Source organism: Aerococcus sp. Group 1 (assembly GCF_000193205.1).
GTDB lineage: Bacteria > Bacillota > Bacilli > Lactobacillales > Aerococcaceae > Aerococcus > Aerococcus urinae_A.
On record NC_015278.1, the window covers coordinates 1319378 to 1342230 of the forward strand.

General features: G+C 41.2%; 17 protein-coding genes, 24 tRNA genes, 2 rRNA genes and 1 pseudogene. 4 read left to right on the plus strand and 40 right to left on the minus strand.

Going from position 1 to position 22853, the window contains the following annotated elements:
• Window positions 1-27: 27 nt before the first annotated feature.
• The 10 genes from HMPREF9243_RS06090 to clpP form a co-directional block, all read right to left on the minus strand.
• Entirely contained in the window at window positions 28-657 is a 630-nt protein-coding gene (locus HMPREF9243_RS06090; RefSeq protein ID WP_013669419.1) for a TIGR01906 family membrane protein, read from the minus strand.
• Window positions 630-1454: an HAD-IIA family hydrolase gene (locus tag HMPREF9243_RS06095; protein WP_013668829.1), complete on the minus strand. Its 825-nt coding sequence runs from the start codon at window positions 1452-1454 to the stop codon at window positions 630-632. The genes HMPREF9243_RS06090 and HMPREF9243_RS06095 overlap by 28 nt, the downstream gene beginning before the upstream one ends.
• 10 nt (window positions 1455-1464) lie before the next feature.
• A complete protein-coding gene (locus tag HMPREF9243_RS09980; RefSeq protein WP_049776771.1) occupies window positions 1465-1749 on the minus strand; it encodes a hypothetical protein in 285 nt (94 codons plus the stop codon).
• Window positions 1750-1757: 8 nt separating this feature from the next.
• A complete protein-coding gene (locus tag HMPREF9243_RS09985) occupies window positions 1758-2054 on the minus strand; it encodes a YutD-like domain-containing protein (RefSeq protein ID WP_049776772.1) in 297 nt (98 codons plus the stop codon).
• A 167-nt stretch (window positions 2055-2221) separates the two neighbouring features.
• Window positions 2222-3520, minus strand: coding sequence for a phosphopyruvate hydratase (eno, locus tag HMPREF9243_RS06105; RefSeq protein ID WP_013668617.1), 1299 nt, complete (start codon window positions 3518-3520; stop codon window positions 2222-2224).
• A 49-nt stretch (window positions 3521-3569) separates the two neighbouring features.
• Window positions 3570-4325: a triose-phosphate isomerase gene (gene tpiA / locus HMPREF9243_RS10735; protein ID WP_013669594.1), complete on the minus strand. Its 756-nt coding sequence runs from the start codon at window positions 4323-4325 to the stop codon at window positions 3570-3572.
• Between the two features lie 15 nt (window positions 4326-4340).
• The gene (locus HMPREF9243_RS10740) at window positions 4341-5537 is read right to left on the minus strand and encodes a phosphoglycerate kinase (RefSeq protein ID WP_013668894.1); all 1197 of its coding nucleotides are present in this window, start codon (window positions 5535-5537) and stop codon (window positions 4341-4343) included.
• A gap of 98 nt (window positions 5538-5635) precedes the next feature.
• Window positions 5636-6634, minus strand: a complete 999-nt coding sequence (gene gap / locus HMPREF9243_RS06120) for a type I glyceraldehyde-3-phosphate dehydrogenase (protein ID WP_013669436.1) — start codon at window positions 6632-6634, stop codon at window positions 5636-5638.
• A 36-nt stretch (window positions 6635-6670) separates the two neighbouring features.
• Entirely contained in the window at window positions 6671-7669 is a 999-nt protein-coding gene (locus tag HMPREF9243_RS06125) for a sugar-binding transcriptional regulator (RefSeq protein ID WP_196793321.1), read from the minus strand.
• 284 nt (window positions 7670-7953) lie between these two features.
• Window positions 7954-8556, minus strand: coding sequence for an ATP-dependent Clp endopeptidase proteolytic subunit ClpP (gene clpP / locus HMPREF9243_RS06130; protein WP_013669776.1), 603 nt, complete (start codon window positions 8554-8556; stop codon window positions 7954-7956).
• 278 nt (window positions 8557-8834) lie between these two features.
• Between clpP and HMPREF9243_RS06135 the strand changes: the two genes are divergently transcribed.
• The 4 genes from HMPREF9243_RS06135 to HMPREF9243_RS10870 all read left to right on the plus strand — a co-directional run bounded on the left by HMPREF9243_RS06135 (window position 8835) and on the right by HMPREF9243_RS10870 (window position 10621).
• Window positions 8835-8906 (plus strand) — tRNA-Arg (locus HMPREF9243_RS06135).
• A gap of 389 nt (window positions 8907-9295) precedes the next feature.
• The gene (locus HMPREF9243_RS10745) at window positions 9296-9613 is read left to right on the plus strand and encodes a hypothetical protein (protein ID WP_041706138.1); all 318 of its coding nucleotides are present in this window, start codon (window positions 9296-9298) and stop codon (window positions 9611-9613) included.
• Complete coding sequence (locus HMPREF9243_RS10330; protein ID WP_269208270.1) at window positions 9613-10437, plus strand: transposase; 825 nt, start codon at window positions 9613-9615, stop codon at window positions 10435-10437. The genes HMPREF9243_RS10745 and HMPREF9243_RS10330 overlap by 1 nt, the downstream gene beginning before the upstream one ends.
• Window positions 10325-10621, plus strand: coding sequence for a transposase (locus HMPREF9243_RS10870; protein WP_269208271.1), 297 nt, complete (start codon window positions 10325-10327; stop codon window positions 10619-10621). Before HMPREF9243_RS10330 ends, HMPREF9243_RS10870 begins: the two co-directional genes overlap by 113 nt.
• 206 nt (window positions 10622-10827) lie before the next feature.
• Here the strand turns inward: HMPREF9243_RS10870 and HMPREF9243_RS06150 are convergent, their stop codons facing one another.
• The 30 genes and pseudogenes from HMPREF9243_RS06150 to HMPREF9243_RS06300 all read right to left on the minus strand — a co-directional run bounded on the left by HMPREF9243_RS06150 (window position 10828) and on the right by HMPREF9243_RS06300 (window position 22824).
• Window positions 10828-11649: a MetQ/NlpA family ABC transporter substrate-binding protein gene (locus tag HMPREF9243_RS06150; RefSeq protein ID WP_013668515.1), complete on the minus strand. Its 822-nt coding sequence runs from the start codon at window positions 11647-11649 to the stop codon at window positions 10828-10830.
• Window positions 11650-12140: 491 nt separating this feature from the next.
• Window positions 12141-13565, minus strand: a pseudogene (locus tag HMPREF9243_RS10340) (IS3 family transposase).
• 73 nt (window positions 13566-13638) lie between these two features.
• Complete coding sequence (locus tag HMPREF9243_RS06165; protein WP_013669292.1) at window positions 13639-15633, minus strand: fructose-specific PTS transporter subunit EIIC; 1995 nt, start codon at window positions 15631-15633, stop codon at window positions 13639-13641.
• Window positions 15634-15651: 18 nt separating this feature from the next.
• On the minus strand, window positions 15652-16572 hold the full coding sequence (gene pfkB, locus HMPREF9243_RS06170) for a 1-phosphofructokinase (protein ID WP_013669996.1): 921 nt from the start codon (window positions 16570-16572) through the stop codon (window positions 15652-15654).
• Window positions 16569-17309 (minus strand): DeoR/GlpR family DNA-binding transcription regulator, encoded by a 741-nt coding sequence (locus HMPREF9243_RS06175; protein WP_013669665.1) that lies wholly within the window; start codon window positions 17307-17309, stop codon window positions 16569-16571. Before HMPREF9243_RS06175 ends, pfkB begins: the two co-directional genes overlap by 4 nt.
• A gap of 222 nt (window positions 17310-17531) precedes the next feature.
• Window positions 17532-17603: transfer RNA gene (locus HMPREF9243_RS06180), tRNA-Glu, on the minus strand.
• Window positions 17604-17619: 16 nt separating this feature from the next.
• Window positions 17620-17692: transfer RNA gene (locus tag HMPREF9243_RS06185), tRNA-Phe, on the minus strand.
• Window positions 17693-17704: 12 nt separating this feature from the next.
• Window positions 17705-17777: transfer RNA gene (locus HMPREF9243_RS06190), tRNA-Asp, on the minus strand.
• A 22-nt stretch (window positions 17778-17799) separates the two neighbouring features.
• A tRNA-Met gene (locus HMPREF9243_RS06195) sits at window positions 17800-17872 on the minus strand.
• A 41-nt stretch (window positions 17873-17913) separates the two neighbouring features.
• Window positions 17914-17985: transfer RNA gene (locus tag HMPREF9243_RS06200), tRNA-Glu, on the minus strand.
• Between the two features lie 9 nt (window positions 17986-17994).
• Window positions 17995-18082, minus strand: a tRNA-Ser gene (locus HMPREF9243_RS06205).
• A 12-nt stretch (window positions 18083-18094) separates the two neighbouring features.
• Window positions 18095-18168, minus strand: a tRNA-Ile gene (locus HMPREF9243_RS06210).
• Between the two features lie 10 nt (window positions 18169-18178).
• Window positions 18179-18249, minus strand: a tRNA-Gly gene (locus HMPREF9243_RS06215).
• 3 nt (window positions 18250-18252) lie between these two features.
• Window positions 18253-18325: transfer RNA gene (locus HMPREF9243_RS06220), tRNA-Asp, on the minus strand.
• Window positions 18326-18342: 17 nt separating this feature from the next.
• A tRNA-Met gene (locus HMPREF9243_RS06225) sits at window positions 18343-18415 on the minus strand.
• Between the two features lie 11 nt (window positions 18416-18426).
• Window positions 18427-18516: transfer RNA gene (locus tag HMPREF9243_RS06230), tRNA-Ser, on the minus strand.
• Window positions 18517-18534: 18 nt separating this feature from the next.
• Window positions 18535-18608, minus strand: a tRNA-Ile gene (locus tag HMPREF9243_RS06235).
• A 9-nt stretch (window positions 18609-18617) separates the two neighbouring features.
• Window positions 18618-18691 (minus strand) — tRNA-Met (locus HMPREF9243_RS06240).
• A 14-nt stretch (window positions 18692-18705) separates the two neighbouring features.
• Window positions 18706-18778: transfer RNA gene (locus HMPREF9243_RS06245), tRNA-Ala, on the minus strand.
• Window positions 18779-18783: 5 nt separating this feature from the next.
• Window positions 18784-18857 (minus strand) — tRNA-Pro (locus tag HMPREF9243_RS06250).
• A 4-nt stretch (window positions 18858-18861) separates the two neighbouring features.
• Window positions 18862-18935, minus strand: a tRNA-Arg gene (locus tag HMPREF9243_RS06255).
• A gap of 18 nt (window positions 18936-18953) precedes the next feature.
• A tRNA-Leu gene (locus HMPREF9243_RS06260) sits at window positions 18954-19039 on the minus strand.
• Between the two features lie 32 nt (window positions 19040-19071).
• Window positions 19072-19143: transfer RNA gene (locus tag HMPREF9243_RS06265), tRNA-Gly, on the minus strand.
• Between the two features lie 11 nt (window positions 19144-19154).
• A tRNA-Thr gene (locus tag HMPREF9243_RS06270) sits at window positions 19155-19227 on the minus strand.
• 11 nt (window positions 19228-19238) lie between these two features.
• Window positions 19239-19320: transfer RNA gene (locus HMPREF9243_RS06275), tRNA-Leu, on the minus strand.
• Window positions 19321-19327: 7 nt separating this feature from the next.
• A tRNA-Lys gene (locus HMPREF9243_RS06280) sits at window positions 19328-19400 on the minus strand.
• Between the two features lie 4 nt (window positions 19401-19404).
• Window positions 19405-19477, minus strand: a tRNA-Val gene (locus HMPREF9243_RS06285).
• Window positions 19478-19487: 10 nt separating this feature from the next.
• Window positions 19488-19603 (minus strand): 5S ribosomal RNA (rrf, locus tag HMPREF9243_RS06290).
• Window positions 19604-19679: 76 nt separating this feature from the next.
• Window positions 19680-22585, minus strand: a 23S ribosomal RNA gene (locus HMPREF9243_RS06295).
• Between the two features lie 166 nt (window positions 22586-22751).
• Window positions 22752-22824: transfer RNA gene (locus tag HMPREF9243_RS06300), tRNA-Ala, on the minus strand.
• Between the last annotated feature and the right edge of the window lie 29 nt (window positions 22825-22853).

Consider the following 22853-nt stretch of genomic DNA (forward strand, 5'->3'; position numbering starts at 1 on the left):
ATATTTAAAGGAAAAATAAAAACCAGCCTACTTTTCGAGACTAGTTTTTCCTAGACGATAAAAATAATAAAAAGCCCCCTCAACCAGAACCACCACCAAAATAAAGCAAGCCAAAAAGAATGTCTCTGGCAAGATTTCAATCACTGGGTCAAGCTTGGGATCAAAGAGCCAAGCATCATTATTGAATAAAACTTGATGGAATAGAACAAAAACCTGGTCAAAAAATATAAGGAAGAGCGGTATTAATAAAAGAGGTAAGACCATTAACCCCTTCATGGGCCGATATAAATAAAAATAGCCTTTCACATTCTTTAATTTTTTCAAAAAAAGAGCCGAAAGCAAGCCACTCGCAAACAATATCAGGTATAAAAGTTGAAATAAACGCTTTACTTCATAAAAATGAAAAGATCCCTGGTCGCTCATAGGAAAGTGAATTAAAGATAAGCTCTCAATCCAAGGAAAATTGAGGTAAGCAATAATACGATGGTAGTCCTGGAAAATCTCCAACCATGATAAATCAGCGACTTGATTGACCTCTTCAAGATATGCACTCAGATAATAAAGTGGGGTAAACCAAATCGTGAAGGTAATCGCTCCACACAATATAAAAATCACCAGGCTGCTAAGTCCTAAGTAAAATCGGATATTTCTTGCCATAATTTTCCTAATTCCTCATAATCTTTAACGATATAATCTGGCTTAGCAGAAAAATCTTCTAAGTCTTCTTTATGATGGACACCGGTCTCAATTAATATCGCCGGCATATCTATACGATTTGCCGCTAAGATATCAGTGGTTAAGTTATCACCCAGCATGGCCACTTCTTCGGCTTGAAGACCTAGCTTAGCTAAGGCACCGGACATAATCATTTTTTCTGGTTTGCCACAAACCATCGGACGAGTCCGACTTACCTCACTGATCATACGACCTAGTGAGCCAGCACCGGGCACAAACCCTCGTTCATCTGGAAATTGTATATCCGGGTTAGTTAAGTAAAAATCCGCCCCTCTTTGGACTGCAATAGCTGCTTGAGCGAGCTGGTCATAAAAAACATTTTGATTCAAGCCTACGACAACTAGATCAATCTGCTGATCAATATTTGTTCTTAGTTCAAAGCCTAAGTCACTGACACTCTTTTTAAGAATTTCACTACCAATAATATAAGCGGCCTGTTGGTGATCAACCTGGTGGTAAGCGTCTTTCAGAGCATAAACTAAGGCATCTACACTACTATAAACTCTTTCTGGATCAACCAAGATATGATGTTCCTTTTCTAGGAAAGCTTGGACTTCTTGGTGGGACCTCATGGAATTATTGGTTAAAAATAAAAAGGGCGTTTGACTATTAATGAGTTTTTCAATAAATGCTTTAGCTCCCTTAATGGGACTTTTCCCACGATAAACCGTTCCATCCAAATCAATCAATAAGCCTTTTATCTTCTTAGCTTTTCTCATCACTTTTTCCTTATTTTAAACGTTTTTTAGCAGTTACTTTAACAGCATTGGCTTTACGACTGGAATTTTTCTTTTTCACCGAGAAGCGTTTACCCACTGTCTTCGTTTGTTTTTTAGAAGCTTTTTTATGATTATTTCCTTGGTTATTATGACGACTATTCCTTCTCTTCTTGCGCTTAGAATTTTGATTATTCCGTTTACTCTTCAATTGGCGGTTACGTTCATTGATTTCTTCTTCACTACGCAGATGCTTTAAAACAAAATAATCGCAACCAAAACTACAATATTCATACAAATAATCATCTAAAAAGAAATTTGTTGGTCAATACTGGTGTGGGGTAATTTATCTTCATAAAAACCCTTCAAACGCAATTGTTGAAAACTCCAATCGCCCACCACATAGTCATAGGAATCCAAAATATCCATATAGCGGTTAGCTAACTCCTGCTTATCGATGCCCGCTTCAGCATCCTTAACCACTTGAAAAGCTTGACCATTGATTAAATAGCGATCATCAGCCTGTTGGATGACATCAGCAAAAATATAATTGTCGCTCTTACGTTGTTCTATCCAAGCTTGGCGGTCTTCTGTTTGAGACATTTAATCCCTCCTTGTTCCCTGGAATCATTAATTTCTATCTTAGCACACTTTATTTAACACGAAAAGCCTCTTAGTTTTCAAGAAGGATGTCCCCATTAGAGTAAAAATAAAAAGGTGGGAGCGACCCACCTTATTAATTAAAAACGTTTTTAAATTTACTTATTGGATTATTTGCTTAAGTTGTAGAATGCATGGATTCCTTGGTATTCAGCAGTTTCACCAAGTTGGTCTTCGATACGTAGTAATTGGTTATATTTAGCCATCCGGTCTGTACGTGATAAGGAACCGGTCTTAATTTGACCAGCGTTGGTTGCTACAGCAATGTCAGCGATGGTTGCATCTTCAGTTTCACCAGAACGGTGGGAAACAACGGCGGTGTAGTTAGCACGTTTAGCCATTTCGATGGCGTTGAAGGTTTCAGTTAAGGTACCAATTTGGTTAACCTTAATTAAGATTGAGTTTGCAATGCCTTCTTCAATACCACGTTTCAAGTAGTCGGTGTTAGTTACATAGAGGTCATCACCAACTAATTGAACTTTATCACCGATACGTTCGGTTAATAATTTGAAACCTTCCCAGTCATTTTCGTCCATACCATCTTCAACAGAGATGATTGGGTATTTGTTAACTAGTTCTTCGATGTATTCAACTTGTTCAGCAGCAGAACGAACAGCAGCGCCTTCACCTTCAAATTTAGTGTAGTCATATTTTCCATCAATGTAGAATTCAGAAGAAGCACAGTCTAAAGCGATAAATATATCTTCACCTGGTTTACGTCCAGCAGCTTCAATGGCTTCAATAATGGTTTGTAAAGCGTCTTCAGTACCGTCAAAACGAGGAGCAAAACCACCTTCGTCACCAACGGAAGTTTCTAAACCGCGGCCTTTAAGGATACCTTTCAAAGCGTGGAAGGTTTCAGCACCCCAACGTAGAGCTTCTCTAAATGAAGGAGCCCCTGCAGGCACAATCATAAATTCTTGGAAGGCAATTGGTGCGTCTGAGTGAGAACCACCGTTAACAATATTCATCATTGGAGTAGGTAAAACATGGGCATTGAATCCACCTAAGTAGTTATACAATGGCACATCTAATTCATCAGCAGCAGCATGAGCAGCAGCAAGAGAAACACCTAAGATAGCATTAGCCCCTAATTTACCTTTGTTCTTGGTACCGTCTAAAGCGATCATTGCTTCATCAATACCTACTTGGTCAGTAACTTCCATACCAACAATAGCTTCAGCAATCACTGTATTAACATTTTCAACAGCTTTTAGGACACCCTTACCTTCATAACGATCTTTGTCGCCATCACGAAGTTCAACCGCTTCATGTTCACCAGTAGAAGCACCAGAAGGTACTAAACCACGGCCGAATGCGCCTAATTCAGTATATAATTCTACTTCAACGGTTGGGTTACCACGGGAGTCCAAAATTTCACGGGCATGGATGTTAGTAATTAATGACATAGATTTTATCTCCTTTTATCTAAATTAATTTTATAATCTATTTGATGAATTATTCTGCAGCATTAACTAAAGCAAGAAAATCGTCAACTTGAAGACTAGCTCCCCCTACTAGGGCACCATCAATATTTTCTTGGGCTAAGATATCTTTAACATTAGCAGGTTTCACTGAACCACCGTAGAGGACACGAACAGCGTCACTAGCTTCTTGACCAGCTACTTCAAAGACAACGTCACGAATGTGGCTACAAATTTCTTCAGCGTCTTCTGGAGAGGCGGTTTTACCGGTACCAATTGCCCAGATAGGTTCATAAGCAATGACACTTTTAGCAATTTCTTCTTGGCTAAGTTCTTTTAAGGCTGCCTTGATTTGTCCAGTGATCCATTCTTTGGCAATACCTTCTTCACGTTGCTCTAAGGTTTCACCACAACAAATAATTGGTGTCATACCATTATCGAAGATTGCTTTAGCTTTCTTAGCAACATCTTCATCGCTTTCGTTAAATAATTCCCGACGTTCAGAGTGGCCGATAACCACGTAGCTCGCTCCTAGATCTGCTAAAGCTAAAGGTGAAATTTCTCCAGTGAAAGCCCCACTATTTTCATAGTAGCAGTTTTGAGCACCAACTTTAATGTTAGTGTCTTGACTTTCAGAGAGTAAGCTTTGAACGTATAGAGCTGGTGGGCAAACCAAAACTTCAGCCTTTTCCTTACCACTTAATTTAGCTTTCAAGTCTTCAATAAAATCTGTTGCTTCACTAGCGGTTTTATTTAATTTCCAGTTTCCGGCAATTAAAACTTGTCTCACTTTGTTCATCCTTCCTTATTTTTCACTTAACGCTTCAACACCTGGTAGAGGATTACCTTCTAAGAATTGTAAAGAAGCTCCCCCACCGGTAGAAATGTGTGAGAATTTTTCTGCAAAGCCTGAATTCTTAGCAGCAGATGCAGAATCTCCACCACCAACAATAGTAATGGCATCGTCAAGGTCAGCAACCGCTTTACATACGGCATTGGTACCAACGGCAAATTTTTCCATTTCAAAGACACCCATAGGGCCATTCCATACGACCGTCTTGGCATCTTCTAATTGTTTAGCGAATAATTCATTGGTCTTAGGACCGGAATCCAATCCTTCCCAACCTTCAGGAATGGCATCAGCAGCCACTACTTGCGTATTAGCGTCATTTGAAAAGTCATCGGCAACGACAACATCTACTGGCAGGTAAAGTTTGTCACCAGCTTTTTCCATAATTTCTTTAGCTAATGAAACACGGTCTTCTTCTAACAAGGAGTTCCCCACTTCATAACCCTTTGCTTTTAAGAAGGTATAAGCCATACCCCCACCAATAAGCACTTTGTCGGCCTTATTAAGTAAGGATTCGATCACGGCAATTTTATCGGAAACTTTAGCCCCACCTAAGATAGCAACAAAAGGTCGCTTAGGATTATTGACTGCATCCCCTAAGAAGTTTAATTCCTTTTCCATCAAGAAGCCAGCTACCGCATGGTCAACATTAGCAGAAATACCAACATTAGATGCATGGGCACGGTGAGCGGTCCCAAAGGCATCGTTAACAAAAATACCGTCGCCTAATGAAGCCCAGTATTTACCTAATTCAGGATCGTTACCGGATTCTTTCTTGCCATCAACATCTTCAAAACGGGTATTTTCAAAGAGTAAAACTTCCCCGTCATTTAATTGGTCAATGGCTTCTTCTAACTCTTGTCCCCGAGTCGCAGGAACAAAGACTACTTTTTGCCCTAAGAGTTCTTCTAAGTGTTTGGCTACGGGAGCAAGGGACTTGTCTTTTTTATCTTCTTCACTTTTGACTTTGCCTAAGTGGGAAAATAAAATCAATTTCCCGCCTTGCTCAATGACATACTTAATCGTTGGTAGGGCTTGGACCATACGATTATCATCGGTAATTTCTCCATCCTTCATAGGGACATTGAAGTCAACCCGCATTAAAATCTTTTTACCTTGGACATTAACATCTTTTACAGTTTCTTTTGCCATATTCATTTCTCCTTTTTCTATCACTTAGAAAAAAGGCAGGGAGCGTCTGACTCCCCGCCTTTACATGGATAGACGCTTTTATTAAACGTTAGCGTTTATTATAACTTAGCGAAGTATTCTAAGGTACGAACTAATTGTGAAGTATATGACATTTCGTTGTCATACCATGCAGCAGTCTTCACTAATTGCTTACCGTCAACGTCCATAACTTTAGTTAGGGTTGCATCGAATAAGGAACCATAAGTCATACCTACAATATCTGAAGAAACGATTTCGTCTTCGTTGTAACCGAAGGATTCGTTAGCAGCAGCCTTCATAGCAGCGTTAACTTCTTCAACAGTTACATTCTTTTCAAGAACAGTGAAGAATTCTGTAATTGAACCTGCTTTAACAGGAACACGTTGTGCAGAACCATCTAATTTGCCATTTAATTCTGGTAACACTTGGCCAACAGCTTTTGCAGCACCGGTAGTGTTAGGAATAATGTTTTCTGCAGCAGCACGTGCACGACGGAAGTCCCCTTTACGGTGTGGAGCATCCAAGGTGTTTTGGTCACCTGTGTAAGCATGGATAGTAGACATTAAACCTTCAACAATACCAAAGTTCTTGTTAATAGCATCTGCTAAAGGTGCTAAACAGTTAGTGGTACATGAAGCACCAGAAATAACAGTTTCATCCCCTGTTAAGATTTCGTGGTTGGTGTTGTAAACGATAGTTGGAATATCTGCTCCACCTGGTGCAGTAATAACAACTTTCTTAGCTCCACCTTTTAAGTGTAGTTCAGCTTTTTCTTTTGATGCAAAGAAACCAGTAGCTTCAAGAACAACTTCTACACCTAAGTCACCCCAAGGAATTTCAGCTGGGTCTGGATGAGACATAACTTTAACTTCTTTACCGTTTACTTTGAAGGCGTCATCTAAAACCTCAATTTCACCATTGAAACGACCATGAGTGGTGTCATATTTCAATAAGTGAGCTAACATTTTTGAGTCAGTTAAATCATTGATTGCAACTACTTCTAAACCTTCAACATCTTGGATACGACGGAAAGCTAAACGTCCGATACGTCCAAAACCATTAATACCTACTTTTACCATATTAATAATTTTCCTCCTTCGGAAATAAAAATATTTTTAATGAGTTTCCTCATTTAAAACCTGATTACTTACCCCTAAATCTGTCACTAAGACAAAATTAAAGGGTGCGAGTTTTGCAAAAGCTTGAATGGCTTTTGCTTTAGCACGTCCGCCAGCAATTAGAATGGGATATTGAATATCCTTTATCTGATCTAATTGTAAACCAATACGGGGCATTTGATAAACTATTTCACCCTCTTTGGTGTAAAAACACCCGAATGCTTCACCAATAGCTCCTTTAGCAAGGATTTTATCAATCAATTCTGCTGAAAAACCCCGTCTTTGGGCCATGATTCTAGCATCACCAACACTAAATAATAAAGCATCAGTCCGCTTTAAAATATTTAATGTTGCTTGAATGGAGGGCTCTTTTACCAATAAATCTCTCGTTTCTTCAGTAAGAACATCAGGAACATAGAGAGAATTAGTGGTCCCGTTTAAGCGGTGTGCGAGTTGGTCACTAATTGTATTTGCCTGAATCGCCACCGAATCGCCCATGCCACCACGGGCAGGAACAATCGTAAAATGCCGATTCTTAGTTAAGACTTTACGGTTTAAGCTTTTAGCAACCTCGAGTATTGTCGAGCCGCCTGAAACAGCCACCGTAATGTATCCTTCTGGCAAAGTATTGGCTAAATAGTTAGATAGGAAAACCCCTATTTGCGCCAAGGTACTGTTTTCTTCATCAAGATTACTCTCAATAATATGTACCTCATCGATACCTAGTTGCTTTTCTAAGCGTTGTTCCTTAGCAAATAAACTAGAATCTTCATGGAGCATTTCACGAGCGAAAGCTAAAGCTTCCTCACCCTTAGCGGTGATAACCATTCCATTTCTAGTGGAATCTAGTAACCCTTCTTTTTTAAGGATATTCGTTTCACGCCGGAGTGGTCGCTCAGTCATGTCTAACTTCTTTGCCAAAATTTGACGACCAATAGGTTGAAAGCGTAAGACCATTTGTAAAATTTGCATCCTTTTTTTAAAGAGGTCTTCCAATTCAGGAACCACTTTAAGGATTCTACTGTAAACGGCTTTCATGACATTCAACTTTCTATTGCATGGACTTTTATTGTCCGTCATGCCTTTTTTTGACCAACATAGTGCAAAAAAATTTGAGCAGTTCTATCTGCTATTCATTTTTCTACATTAGTAGTATAACAAGAATATCATGCAGCCGCAAGCATTTTGCAGTGAAAACCCAAATTTTATAAAAACCGAGTGTACTTACTTAAGCTACACTCGGTAATCATTCTGTATATGTCTTGTAAGGCTTTAAGATACTATTCTTGACCTTTTAGTCCTTGGTTAGAAGCCATGATTTCATCAATGATGCCATAGTCTTTAGCTTCTTTGGCAGTCATCCAGTAATCACGGTCCATATCTTTTTCTACTTTGTCGATATCTTGACCAGAACGTTCAGCAATAATTTCTTTTAAGGTTTGCTTGGTTTGCAAGATATGACGAGCTGAGATTTCAATTTCAGTGGCTTGACCTTGAACACCACCTAAAGGTTGGTGAATAAGCACTTCAGAATGCGGTAAGGCATAACGTTTCCCTTTTGTGCCGCCAATTAATAGGATTGAGCCCATAGAAGCTGCTAAACCAGTGACTATAGTGACAACATCGGCATTAACAAATTGCATAGTGTCATAAATTGCCATCCCGGCAGTTACTGATCCCCCTGGACTATTAATGTAAATATAGATATCTTTATCGTTATCTTGAGCATCTAAAAAAAGTAATTGGGCAATAACACTGTTTGCCATATCATCATTAACTTCTCCACTGAGCATAATAATACGGTCTTTCAGTAAGCGTGAATAAATATCATAAGCGCGTTCGCCACGAGGTGATTGTTCAATCACTGTAGGTACTAAATTCATTTAATTTCCTCCTTTTTCAACTTCCTAACCATTATAACCTTAATAGTCAATATAGGTCAATAGATAAACTTATTAGCCTACAAGTAACTATTAAAAGTAAACTAGCTATTAATGCCTTTACAAACAGGACTAATCGATCTTTTTTATACTTTACCTGATTTTTCCGCTTAGTTTATTTTAATTATAGTAAGGAATCATTAACAGTTACACTACTAGGATTTTTTCAAGAAATGTCTTAACAAAAGTAGGTTATATGTGCTATAATATATTCATTGCTTGCACCCATAGTGTAATGGATATCACGTAAGATTCCGGTTCTTGAGATGGGGGTTCGATTCCCTCTGGGTGCGTAATTAGTTCCTAGGACTTTCAAATAGTTTTTAGAAAAAGTTGATTTAACAGCATTTACAACTTAATTATGAATAATAGTTAACCTCTAATTTTACTCCTCATGGGGCAAAATCTTACATCTCCTATCGCTGAGATAGTAAATCCAAATTAGTATTATTTAGTAATTGCCCTATGTGGGCTTTTTTTGATTTTTTTATCCCAAAATTATTAAGAAAAGACCTATCCACTAACTAAGGTAATCCTTAGCTAGGGACAGGTCTTTTTGGTTCTATAATATTTGGTGTTGATGGGAGCCAACGGCTCTTCATTGGCACCATTTTTTGATACACAAAAAGCCATGGAAGGCCTATACTGAAAATACAATCCAAAACACAGAAAGGCGGATTCCATGACTCAATCTAATTGTATACAAAATCTCTTTAATATAAAAGATGAAAATATTGAAATTGAAGATAGAGTAGTGGAGGAAAAGAAAAATAATATCATTCATAAGGTTATTTTTGGAACCTTAACTAACCATCCTTCTCACTGTTCCCATTGCGGACATATCAACGAATCACAAGCTGATATCGTTAAAAATGGATTTTATTCAAGCGATATCTTACTAACGACCATTAATGGAGGTCAACCCGTTACTTTGCGTCTTAAAAAGCAACATTTTTTTGTAAGCACTGCCAAAGGACTTTTAATACTGAAACGCCCATAGTGGCAGCTAATTGCTATATTTCTAAAGCGCTAAAAACTGCGATTACTTTTGCTCTTAGTGAAACGATAGCGATGACTCTTATCGGTAAACAACACAATGTTTCTGTATCGACGGTGATTCGTCTTCTAGAAGAAAGAGGGAAAGCATTACTACCTAAATTTAATTATTTGCCCCAGTGCCTTTCTTTTGATGAATTTAAATCAGTGAAAAATGTTAGTGGCGCGATGAGCTTTATTTTTATTGATCCCCTAAACCATCGGTTAATTGATATTGTTGAAAATCGACAAAAGAACGAATTAATCCACTACTTTATGCGTTTTTCTTACAAAAGTCGACAAGCTGTCAAAATAGTTACGATTGATATGTATAGCCCTTATATTGAAGTTATCCGCGCTTGTTTCCCTAATGCAAAGATACTATTTGATCGTTTTCACGTTATTCAACATCTTAATCTGGCAATCAACTCCGTACGTATTCAACTGATGAATCATATTCGCTATCAATCACCACGTGATTATCGCAAATTAAAACAGTTATGGAAGTTACCTTTAAAAAATGAATGGGAACTTGACTATAAAAACTTATATACACATCGACTTTTTGACGGTCTCGTTTCAGAACAGATGATTGTCGATTACCTCATCAATTTATCTCCCGAATTGTCACGTACCTATACCTATGTTAATCGCCTAAAATACAGTATTTATACCCATGACATTCAGTCATTTAAAGACTTACTCATTGAAGTCAAGAAGTACACTTTTCCACGTAGAGTACGAACCATTTTTTCAAACCTTAGAAAGATATCAAGAAGGTATTTGTGAAGCTTTAACGTATACTTTATCTAACGGTCCAATAGAAGGAATGAACAATAAAACGAAACTGATCAAGCGCACAGGTTATGGCTACCATCGTTTTGATCATTTAAGAATACGTATAATAATGGCTTCTCGCTTGGTATGTAATGATTTCCAACCTCGTCCACTCACTTTTTCAGAAGCAGCATAATCTTTGTTGTAATTATTCATTATTTATAATATTGCTTTCTCACTCTCTGTCTTCGCCTACGGCGAAAAAATAAGAAACAAGAGGCCTTTTAATCGTACCCTTTTTCACCTATCAGAAGCTATTAAAAAATGCCATACCATTTCTGATATGACATTAATTATAAAAATTCCTATCAACACTATTTGACAGAGAACCGTCTTTTTTAGTTATTTTTGGCTTTCCCAAATTGGAATACTTGAGCCATTACTTTTTTCATCGATAATTTTAGCGACTTCAGGGGTTTGGTAGTACTTCACAATCTTCTTATAAGTTTCATTATCCTTATTCTTTTCATCAACGGCAATGACATTCCAATAAGGCTTAGAACTATCGGTCGCCTTTTCTAAATAAATGGAATCTTTGGTTGGCACAAAGCCTGCGTCAGCGGCCATATCGTTATTGATGCAAGAAATCGTCACGTCGTTTAAAGCACTAGCTGTTTGGTTGGAATCTAGGGTAATGAATTCCAAATTCTTTGGATTTTCAGTGATATCTTCAACCGTTGGCATGAGCCCTTTATCTGGGTTTAATTTGATTAACCCTGCTTCTTGAAGGAGTAAGAGTGCCCGACTTTCATTTGAGACATCATTAGGTACAGCTACCTTGTCGCCCTCTTTAACTTGATCAATCTTTTCAATCTTATTGGAGAAGACTCCCATGGGGTTAAGGGTGGTATAACCGATCGTGGTGTTGTGATAGCCAGATTCTTCATTCATATTATCCATATAAATTTCGGTTAAGGCACTATGCATATCGATTTCATGGTGCTCCAAGGCTTCAATTGGCATCCGGTAATCAGTAAATTTGACCAATTCGATGTCAATGCCTTCTTTTTCCTTCAATTCATCCTTTAAGTAGTCCCATTCGTCATTTTTCTCACCAACTACCCCTACTTTTACCGTTTTATCACTATCAGTATTGCCTGATTGACAAGCCACTAGGGTAAAAGCAGCTAATAGGGCCATTAGGCGTAAAATCCATTTCTTCATTGCAATTCCTCCTACTATTTTACTCATAATGAGCTGACCCTTATATTCTACTAATTAAAGCTTGATATGACAATGTTCCTGCCCTTAGTAAAAAGTATTCATCACTGATCTATAGTGACTATCATAAAGCTATAAAAAAAGCTGCACATTCCGTGCAGCGACTTAAAGATTCTTAAATATAACTGAGTTGAGTTGTGTAAAAAAGTTATTAAGAAGGTAAGAATCTTCAATAGATAAAAGTATATCATAGATGAAAACTAGCGCCAACCAGTCTTTTAGTAAATTAATCATTTCATAAAAAAGTCCCTGTGCAAAACTATGGTGACCCCAATAAGTTGGACTTTATATATAGTGAGTTGGCCTTTGGCCAGCTCTTTTTTGTTGCTTACAGTTCTTGCTTATTTCTTGCCGACACATTTACTCAGAAATTTAAACTTGTCAAGAGGAAGAGCGTAGCGGCTCTTGATAAGTTTAAAGTTTATGTGTAATCATTAAGCGGCGAAAGAAGCGTGATGAAGACGAAATTCTATAGGACTCCTAAAATCTAATTTTCTTTGATTCTTTCACCATTGTAATAGATTATAAAATCTTCAATCGCTTGTGCTAATTCTTCAAAGGAATGATAAGTCCGACCATAGTAGACTTCTTGTTTTAGTAGACTAAAGAAATTCTCCATTGGCGAATTATCTAAGCAATTTCCTTTACGAGACATACTTTGAAAAATTCGGTGATCCTTCAAGAGCCGGGTGTAACTTTTCATTTGATAGGCCCAGCCCTGATCAGAATGAAAGGTTCTTCTGTATGGACATAATTTACTTGCTTCAATGGCAGCTTGTAGCCCCTCCAACATGCTTTGTCCATTAGGCTGATGTGTTATCTTAAAAGAATAATTTCTCGATTAAATAGATCCATGTAAGGATCTAAATAGAGTTTTCCAGTTTGATAATTCCCAGAATCATCGGCATAGTAGTATTTAAATTCTGTTGTGTCTGTTGTTATTTTTTGATAAGGAATGGTCGAATCAAACCGCCGGTTGATACGATTTGGCGCTATCTCTCCAATCGTTCCTTTGTAGGAATTATATTTTCTTGTCTTTCTAGTATAGCTAGTGACCTGTATCCCCATAATTTTCATTAGGCGTTGAACTTTGTTTTTACTGACCTTATAACCACGGGAAAGCAGTTCAGCTCGCATTCTTCGATAACCATAATCCTTATGGGTTTCTCTGATGTCTTTCATTTCCTCTTTTAAATCGGCATCCTTATCAATTTCCTCATCTTTATTTTTCCAATAAAAGTAGGTCGATTTAGGAAACTTTAAAACGCTAAGAATATCTTTTAAAGCATATTTTTCATCATGGAGACGTGTGATTTCGGTCACTATTTCTTCTTTTCTCGCTTGACTCTTTGAGCCACACGTCTCCTCAATCCTTTTAAAAATTTGTTCTCAATTTCTAAATCCGTAATCCGTTGTTCAAGTTCCTTTATTTTTGCTTCACTTAACTGATTGGTTTCGCTGCTATCCTTTATTTGATTGATTTGTGATTTCTTTTTAGACACTTTAGGTGGCCTTCCTTTCCTCGCGGAAAGGCCATCAAGTCCTCTTTCATGATAAGCTCTTCGCCAATTAGCGATTAGACTTGGATTATTCATGTTTAATGAATTGGCCAATTCGCGATAACTCATTTCCGTACTTTCATACAATTCTATCGCATTTAATTTGAATTCAACAGTATAAACCTGTTGAGTCCGCCTTTTCTTTAAACCATCTACACCAAATTCATAATAGTTATTAACCCACCTTCGTAAAATAGAAGGATCTATTCCTGCTTTATTAGCTAAGGTTCGATAACTTCCTTTTTTCGCAATATAGTCTCCTACTAAATTCAGTTTAAATTCTAATGAATATTTAGACATAAAAATAACCCCCAAAAGTTGAATTCTTAGTCCAACTTTTGGGGGTCACTACAAACACAAGGACTTTTTTAAATTATTCAGCTTTTTGCGCTTGTTCACTAGTTTTGGCGCGGTTTAAGAAAACGTTTAGTAAGATTCCGGCAATTGCCCCACCGATTAACCATGAGAGCAAGAACATTAGGCCATTAGTTACCCCCCCGGCTAAGACTGCAAATACACCGCCGTGAGGAACATAAGAAACACAGCCAAAGAACATGCTTAAAGCTCCGGCAATTCCTGAACCAAGGGCTAGTGGTGGAATCACGTGTACTGGGTCTTTAGCAGCAAAAGGAATCGCCCCTTCAGTAATGAAGGCAGCTCCCATCACATAATTGACATAGGCACTATTACGTTCTTCTTCAGACCATAGACTCTTTTGCAGGGTTGCAGAGATACCAATGGCTAATGGTGGAACCATACCCCCACACATAACGGCTGCCATCACGTTAGATCCTGCACCAGCTGATGCGGTGACTAAAGCCGTACCAGTAACATAGGCGGCTTTATTAATCGGACCACCCATATCGATAGACATCATCGCTCCAACCACAAAACCTAAAATAATGGTCATGGAAGGTGGAATACTATTGATAAGGCTCATTAAGCCGTTCATCACTGCGCCCATTGGTCCATTGATCACAAAGAGCATCAAGAAGCCCATAATCAATACCCCAAGGACTGGGTATAGGAAGATCGATTTCATCCCGTTTAAGGATTTAGGTAGCCAGGCAAATAATTTTTCTAATAGCCAAACAATACCGCCGGCTAAGAAACCAGCAACCAAGGCGCCAAGGAAACCAGAGGAAACCGAATTTTCAAAAATCCCAACCCCAGTAAAGGCAGCAAATTTACTTGGCTCCGCACAGATACCACCAATAACCCCGATAACTAAACCGATACGGTCTGCCATGGAATGACCGATAAAACCAGCCAACATAGGTAGCATCATGGCAAAGGATAAGTTACCTACTGTATTCAAGGCTTGCGCAATTTGGTTATAGTCATCAGCAGCTGGATCAGCGGATGTAATGCCCCAGAAGAAAGACAAGGCAATTAAGATACCACCAGCAACAACGAATGGCAACATATGAGAAACACCATTCATTAAGTGCTTATAAGCTAAACGGCCTAATGTTTCGCCATCTGAGCTCTCTTCTTCTTCAGCATTTTGGCCTTTCTTAGCATGATAGATTGGTAGCTTATCATTGGCTGCTCGTTCCACTAACTGGTCAGCCTTGTTAACGCCATCACCAACCGGTACAATAATGATCGGTTTGCCATCGAAACGAGCCATTTCAACTTGTTTGTCAGCAGCAACAATAACAGCTGTCGCTTCTTCAATATCTTTTTTGGTTAAGCGGTTTTCTACCCCACTTTGACCATTAGTTTCAACCTTAATCCGGTAACCAGCGGCTTGTCCAGCTTTTTTCAAGCGTTCTTCCGCCATATAAGTATGGGCAATCCCAGTTGGACAAGCGGTCACGGCAACGATATATACATCATTATCAGTATCAGTCTTATCCGCTTCAACTGCTGCAGCTTTGGCTTCACTATTTTCTTCCGTTGCTTCTTCACTTTCATCATGGGCCTTGATAATTTCTAGGACTTCATCAGGACTTTCTGCTTTTAATAAAGCATCTTTGACTCCGTCTTTTAACAAGACTTTAGACAATTGGGCTAAAGCCTTCAGGTGTTCCCCACCGCCCCCTTCTGGAGCAGCAATCATAAAGATTAATTTAGCTGGTTGACCGTCAAAGGATTCCCATTCAATTCCTTCTGCGCTCCGAGCAAAAATAATAGCAGCTTCTTTGATTGATTCATGTTGGGCATGAGGAATGGCAATCTCATCACCAACGCCAGTAGTGGATTGGGCTTCTCTGGCTTCTAATTTTTCCACGTAAGCCTCAGCATCACTGACGCCTCCACAATCTGAGAAACGCTTAGCTAGATGGACTAGGGTATCTTTTTTACTTTCAGTTTGTAAGTTGAGATCCATAGCCTCTTTGACAAATAAATCAGATAATTTCATTGCTTTGAATCCTCCTTTTTAATTTTCTTTCTTAACGACAATTTGATCAACTAAGTCTTCAACTAAGTCCTTCGTCGTAATGCCAACGGAAAAGGCTGTTCCTGATCCAGTAGCTGCAGCGATTTTTAATGATTCGGCATAGTCCTTACTTTCAACATAAGCACTTATAAAACCAGACAACATGGAATCGCCAGCTCCTACAGAATTTATAACCTTTCCTGTAGGCACATTAGCCCGGTAGATATCCCCAGCTTCAGTTAGCAGTAAGCTCCCATCACCACCTAGTGATACTAAAACATTTAAAGCTCCGGCTTCTTGTAAGGCCTTAGCATATTTTATTAAATCAGCGTCTGACTCAATCTGAGTTTCGAATAATTCACCAAGTTCCTCACGGTTAGGTTTAATAATAAAAGGTTTATATTCTAAACATGCTTTTAGTAATTGCTTATTAGAATCTAAAACAAAGTTGGCGTTTTTCTCGAGGCACAATTTAGCAATACTGATATAAGCTTCTTCATCCAATCCAGGGGCGGCATTACCTGCTAGAAAGACCGTATCATTTTCTGTCAGTTCTTTATTCAGGTAAGTCATTAATTCCTCGAATTTATCAGCATCGACTATTGGTCCTTGGGCATTAATTTCAGTTTCTTGTGGGCCTTTGAGCTTCACATTAATCCGAGTAGGCTGGTCAAGCTCGATAAAATGGGTATTAACCCCTTCGACTTCTAATTCATCAATAATAAATTGACCAGAAAACCCACCGATAAAACCAGTGGCAATATTTTCCTTACCTAAACGCTGGAAGACGACTGATGCATTAATCCCTTTACCACCTGCCACATAGTGGTCTTCATGGGAGCGGTTTAGGTCACCTAATTTTATATCATCAACTTGCATTACTAAATCCACAGCTGGATTAAAGGTAATGGTATAAATCATTGAGATACCTCCATAATTTTCATATAGTTTTCATATTTTGAATTGCTCTCATTAGTTAATAAAATAGCTCGGTCTAAGTCACAGACGTGACAGAAAGTACTTTGGTCAAATTTACTTGCATCAGCCAAGATATAACGGTAACGACTATGGTCAATTGCCGCCTTCTTAATTTGTGCTTCCTCAATGTCAGGTGTGGTATATCCTGTATCAAGATCAATGCCATTCATTCCTATAAAAGCTTTATCAAAGTTAAAAGATTGAACTTGAGATAAGGCTATGCCACCGATCAAGGTTCCCGTGCTTTCTTTAATTTCACCGCCCACAACAATGGTGTGGATCTGTGATTGATAGAGAGCTTGGGCAACTTCCAAGCCATTAGTCACAACAATAATTTCCTTATTAATAATCCAGGGAATCATTTCAATCGTCGTGGTACCAGAATCAAGATAAATCGTGTCATGATCAGCAACCATTTCTCCGGCTAATTTTCCAATGAGTTGTTTTTCTAAAACATTCACTTGGCTTTTCTCGGATAAGGAAGCTTCCATATTACGTTGCTGAACTCTTTTGGCTCCACCATGAATACGTTCTAATTTCCCCGCCTTTTCCAAACTATCAAAATCTCTTCTAATAGTTGATTCAGAAACAGCTAACTGTTTTGATACCTCCTGAAGATTTAAGATAGGAACTTTGGTTAAGGCTTCCATAATATACTTTTGCCTTTCTTCGGTAAGCATAATCTACCTCCCTCCATTATTGAAATCGTTTTCTCTTTTAACATAGGATATTATAAAGGAAATCCAGCTGTTAATCAATCATTTTCTTTCATATTCTATCAAAAAGGGCCAATTATTGACAGATTTTGCAGAATAAAGTGTATTTTATCTATCATATTGAACAAAGCTAGGAAATATATTTAGACAAATAAAAAAGCAACCCTTTATAGAGTTGCTTAAATATGACCCGTACGGGAATCGAACCCGTGTTACCGCCGTGAAAGGGCGGTGTCTTAACCGCTTGACCAACGGGCCAAAATATATTTTTTTATGGTCCGAGACAGAATCGAACTGCCGACACCTTGAGCTTCAATCAAGTGCTCTACCAACTGAGCTATCGGACCTTGAAAAAGAAACGGTCCGGACGGGATTTGAACCCGCGATCTCCTCCGTGACAGGGAGGCATGTTAACCCCTACACCACCGGACCTAAAAAATTAGGTAAAATAAAATTGCGGAGACAGGATTCGAACCTGTGACCTCCGGGTTATGAGCCCGACGAGCTGCCAGCTGCTCTACTCCGCGATGTCAATATCTCCAGTTTAAATTAGGATAATACCTAAATATGACCCGTACGGGAATCGAACCCGTGTTACCGCCGTGAAAGGGCGGTGTCTTAACCGCTTGACCAACGGGCCATTGGATAACGGAGGATAAGGGATTCGAACCCTTGCGTCAGTTTCCCGACCTAACGATTTAGCAAACCGTCCTCTTCGGCCTCTTGAGTAATCCTCCACAAATTATAAATGGGCCTGAATGGACTCGAACCATCGACCTCACCCTTATCAGGGGTGCGCTCTAACCAGCTGAGCTACAGGCCCATATAATGTAAGCGGGTGACGAGAATCGAACTCGCGACAACAGCTTGGAAGGCTGTGGTTTTACCACTAAACTACACCCGCATACGGTCCGGACGGGATTTGAACCCGCGATCTCCTCCGTGACAGGGAGGCATGTTAACCCCTACACCACCGGACCTATTCAATTTTGAATAATTGCGGAGGCAGGATTCGAACCTGCGACCTCCGGGTTATGAGCCCGACGAGCTGCCAGCTGCTCTACTCCGCGATAATAAGTAAAGGAGGATAAGGGATTCGAACCCTTGCGCGGTTTGACCCGCCTGACGGTTTTCAAGACCGTTCCCTTCAGCCAGACTTGGGTAATCCTCCATAATATAATTAACAAGATGGACCTTGTAGGACTCGAACCTACGGCCGGACGGTTATGAGCCGTCTGCTCTAACCAACTGAGCTAAAGGTCCGAACATTAATAGCGGCGGAGGGGATCGAACCCCCGACCTCCCGGGTATGAACCGGACGCTCTAGCCAGCTGAGCTACACCGCCAAATTATAATGTAATGGAGGATAGCGGGATCGAACCGCTGACCTCCTGCTTGCAAAGCAGGCGCTCTCCCAGCTGAGCTAATCCCCCCAAAGTCGGGAAAACAGGATTCGAACCTGCGACCCCTTGGTCCCAAACCAAGTGCTCTACCAAGCTGAGCTATTTCCCGGTAATGCACCCAGCAGGATTCGAACCTGCAACCGCCTGATTCGTAGTCAGGTACTCTATCCAGTTGAGCCATGGGTGCCTATTTATAAAAAGTTTATGCCGAGGACCGGAATCGAACCGGTACGGTGTTTAACCACCGCGGGATTTTAAGTCCCGTGCGTCTGCCTGTTCCGCCACCCCGGCATAATAATATTTAATTTTAAGCCATTTGGCTAAGCGGAAGACGGGATTCGAACCCGCGACCCCCACCTTGGCAAGGTGATGTTCTACCACTGAACTACTTCCGCATGAGATATAATGCCGGCTAAAGGACTTGAACCCTCGACCCCCTGATTACAAATCAGATGCTCTACCAACTGAGCTAAGCCGGCTTTTATATTAGTGCGGGTGAAGGGACTTGAACCCCCACGCCTCTCGGCGCCAGATCCTAAATCTGGTGCGTCTGCCAATTCCGCCACACCCGCATGTAAATGATCCGTGGGAGGCTCGAACTCCCGACCCTCTGATTAAAAGTCAGATGCTCTACCAACTGAGCTAACGAATCATAATGGAGAATGAGGGGCTCGAACCCCCGACATTCTGCTTGTAAGGCAGACGCTCTCCCAGCTGAGCTAATTCTCCATAAAATATTGCACGGCAACGTCCTAGTCTCACAGGGGGCGACCCCCAACTACATTCGGCGCTAAGAAGCTTAACTGCTGTGTTCGGGATGGATACAGGTGGGTCCTTCTTGCCATCGTCACCGTACAATTTATTTTTTTGAGCTTGTTCGCTCAAAACTGAATCTATCATGCCTTCCTTAAACCTCATACAACCTTATCCTTTGGATAAGTCCTCGACCGATTAGTATTTGTCCGCTCCACTTATTGCTAAGCTTCCACTCCAAACCTATCAACCTGATCGTCTTTCAGGGGTCTTACTACTTTAAAAGTATGGGAAATCTCATCTTGAGGGGGGCTTCACGCTTAGATGCTTTCAGCGCTTATCCCGTCCACACATAGCTACCCAGCCATGCTCCTGGTGGAACAACTGGTACACCAGCGGTGTGTCCATCCCGGTCCTCTCGTACTAAGGACAGCTCCTCTCAAATTTCCAACGCCCGCGACGGATAGGGACCGAACTGTCTCACGACGTTCTGAACCCAGCTCGCGTACCGCTTTAATGGGCGAACAGCCCAACCCTTGGGACCGACTTCAGCCCCAGGATGCGATGAGCCGACATCGAGGTGCCAAACCTCCCCGTCGATGTGAACTCTTGGGGGAGATAAGCCTGTTATCCCCAGGGTAGCTTTTATCCGTTGAGCGATGGCCCTTCCATGCGGAACCACCGGATCACTAAGCCCGACTTTCGTCCCTGCTCGACTTGTAGGTCTCGCAGTCAAGCTCCCTTCTGCCTTTACACTCTGCGAATGATTTCCAACCATTCTGAGGGAACCTTTGGGCGCCTCCGTTACACTTTAGGAGGCGACCGCCCCAGTCAAACTGCCTGACTGACACTGTCTCCCGACCAGCTAATGGTCGCGGGTTAGAATGGTCATCCCACAAGGGTAGTATCCCACCAGTGCCTCCATCGAGACTAGCGTCCCGACTTCGATGGCTCCTACCTATCCTGTACATGTGGCACAAACATTCAATATCAACCTACAGTAAAGCTCCATGGGGTCTTTCCGTCCTGTCGCGGGTAACCAGCATCTTCACTGGTACTACAATTTCACCGAGCCTCTCGTTGAGACAGTGCCCAAATCGTTACGCCTTTCGTGCGGGTCAGAACTTACCTGACAAGGAATTTCGCTACCTTAGGACCGTTATAGTTACGGCCGCCGTTTACTGGGGCTTCAATTCAGAGCTTCGCCCGAGGGCTAACCCTTCCTCTTAACCTTCCAGCACCGGGCAGGCGTCAGCCTCTATACATCATCTTTCGATTTGGCAGAGACCTATGTTTTTGATAAACAGTCGCTTGGGCCTATTCACTGCGGCTGACCTTGCGGTCAGCACCCCTTCTCCCGAAGTTACGGGGTCATTTTGCCGAGTTCCTTAACGAGAGTTCGCTCGCTCACCTTAGTGTTCTCCACTCGACTACCTGTGTCGGTTTGCGGTACGGGTTGTTTGATTCTCACTAGAAACTTTTCTTGACAGCGTGACGTCGGCGGCTTCGGTACTAAACTTCCCTCCCCGTCACAACTCATGAAATCTGAGGCAAGCCTTTCACTCACCTTCTCACTCATTGCTTGGACGCGTTTTTCCATCTCCGCGCTCCGCTTAGCCTTCTGTGTCCTTCCATCGCTCAAACAAATCAAACAAGTACAGGAATCTCAACCTGTTGTCCATCGCCTATCCCTTTCGGTCTCGGCTTAGGTCCCGACTAACCCTGGGAGGACGAGCCTTCCCCAGGAAACCTTAGTCATTCGGTGGACGGGATTCTCACCCGTCTTTCGCTACTCATACCGGCATTCTCACTTCTATACGCTCCACATGTCCTCACGATCATGCTTCTCTGCCTATAGAACGCTCTCCTACCATCCTACGGATCCACAGCTTCGGTGTTCAGTTTAGCCCCGGTACATTTTCGGCGCAGGGTCACTCGACTAGTGAGCTATTACGCACTCTTTCAATGATGGCTGCTTCTAAGCCAACATCCTAGTTGTCTAAGCAACCCCACATCCTTTTCCACTTAACTGAAACTTTGGGACCTTAGCTGGTGGTCTGGGCTCTTTCCCTTTCGACTACGGATCTTATCACTCGCAGTCTGACTCCCGGACTAAACTATTTGGCATTCGGAGTTTATCAGATGTCGGTAATCCAGGATGGACCCCTCGATCAAACAGTGCTCTACCTCCAATAGTCATCATCCGAGGCTAGCCCTAAAGCTATTTCGGAGAGAACCAGCTATCTCCAAGTTCGATTGGAATTTCACCGCTACCCACACCTCATCCCCGCCTTTTTCAACAGACGTGGGTTCGGCCCTCCAGTGTGTTTTACCACACCTTCAGCCTGGACATGAGTAGATCACTTGGTTTCGGGTCGACGACAACAAACTCAACGCCCTCTTCAGACTCGCTTTCGCTGTGGCTCCGCTTCTTCAGCTTAACCTTGCTTGCTATCGTCACTCGCCGGTCCGTTCTACAAAAAGTACGCCATCACCCCTTAACGGGCTCTGACTGCTTGTAGGCATACGGTTTCAGGTACTCTTTCACTCCCCTTCCGGGGTGCTTTTCACCTTTCCCTCACGGTACTGGTTCACTATCGGTCACTAGGGAGTATTTAGGCTTGCCAGATGGTCCTGGCGGATTCCGACGGAATTTCACGTGTACCGCCGTACTCAGGATACTGAATGAGGTGGCTGAGCTTTCGCCTACGGGATTGTCACCCTCTCTGATCGCCCTTTCCATGGCGTTCGACTAGCTCATTCACTCCCGTCCATCAGTCCTACAACCCCAGCATGCAAGCACGCTGGTTTGGCCTCTTTCCGTTTCGCTCGCCGCTACTCGGGAAATCGATTTTTCTTTCTCTTCCTGTGGCTACTGAGATGTTTCAGTTCACCACGTCTACCTTCCACTCAGCTATGTGTTCACTGCGTGGACCATTGTCGATAAAAACAATGAGGTTTCCCCATTCGGAAATCTCCGGATCAAAGCTTACTTACAGCTCCCCGAAGCATATCGGTGTTCGTCCCGTCCTTCATCGGCTCCTAGTGCCAAGGCATTCACCGTACGCCCTTATTCACTTAACCACCGGTTAAGTTGTATGATGCGAAAAGTTTTAAAACTCTTTCTTTTTCGGTTTTTACGCTTGGTAAAATTGGTTTATTGACATTTCTATCTCGCAAAAAATAGAAATGCGGAATGTTATGATAGTATTCAGTTTTCAAAGAACAATCTGCAACGTTTCCGTTGCAATGGAGGATAGCGGGATCGAACCGCTGACCTCCTGCTTGCAAAGCAGGCGCTCTCCCAGCTGAGCTAATCCCCCGGGTATGAGTTATGGTCCTATAATAAACA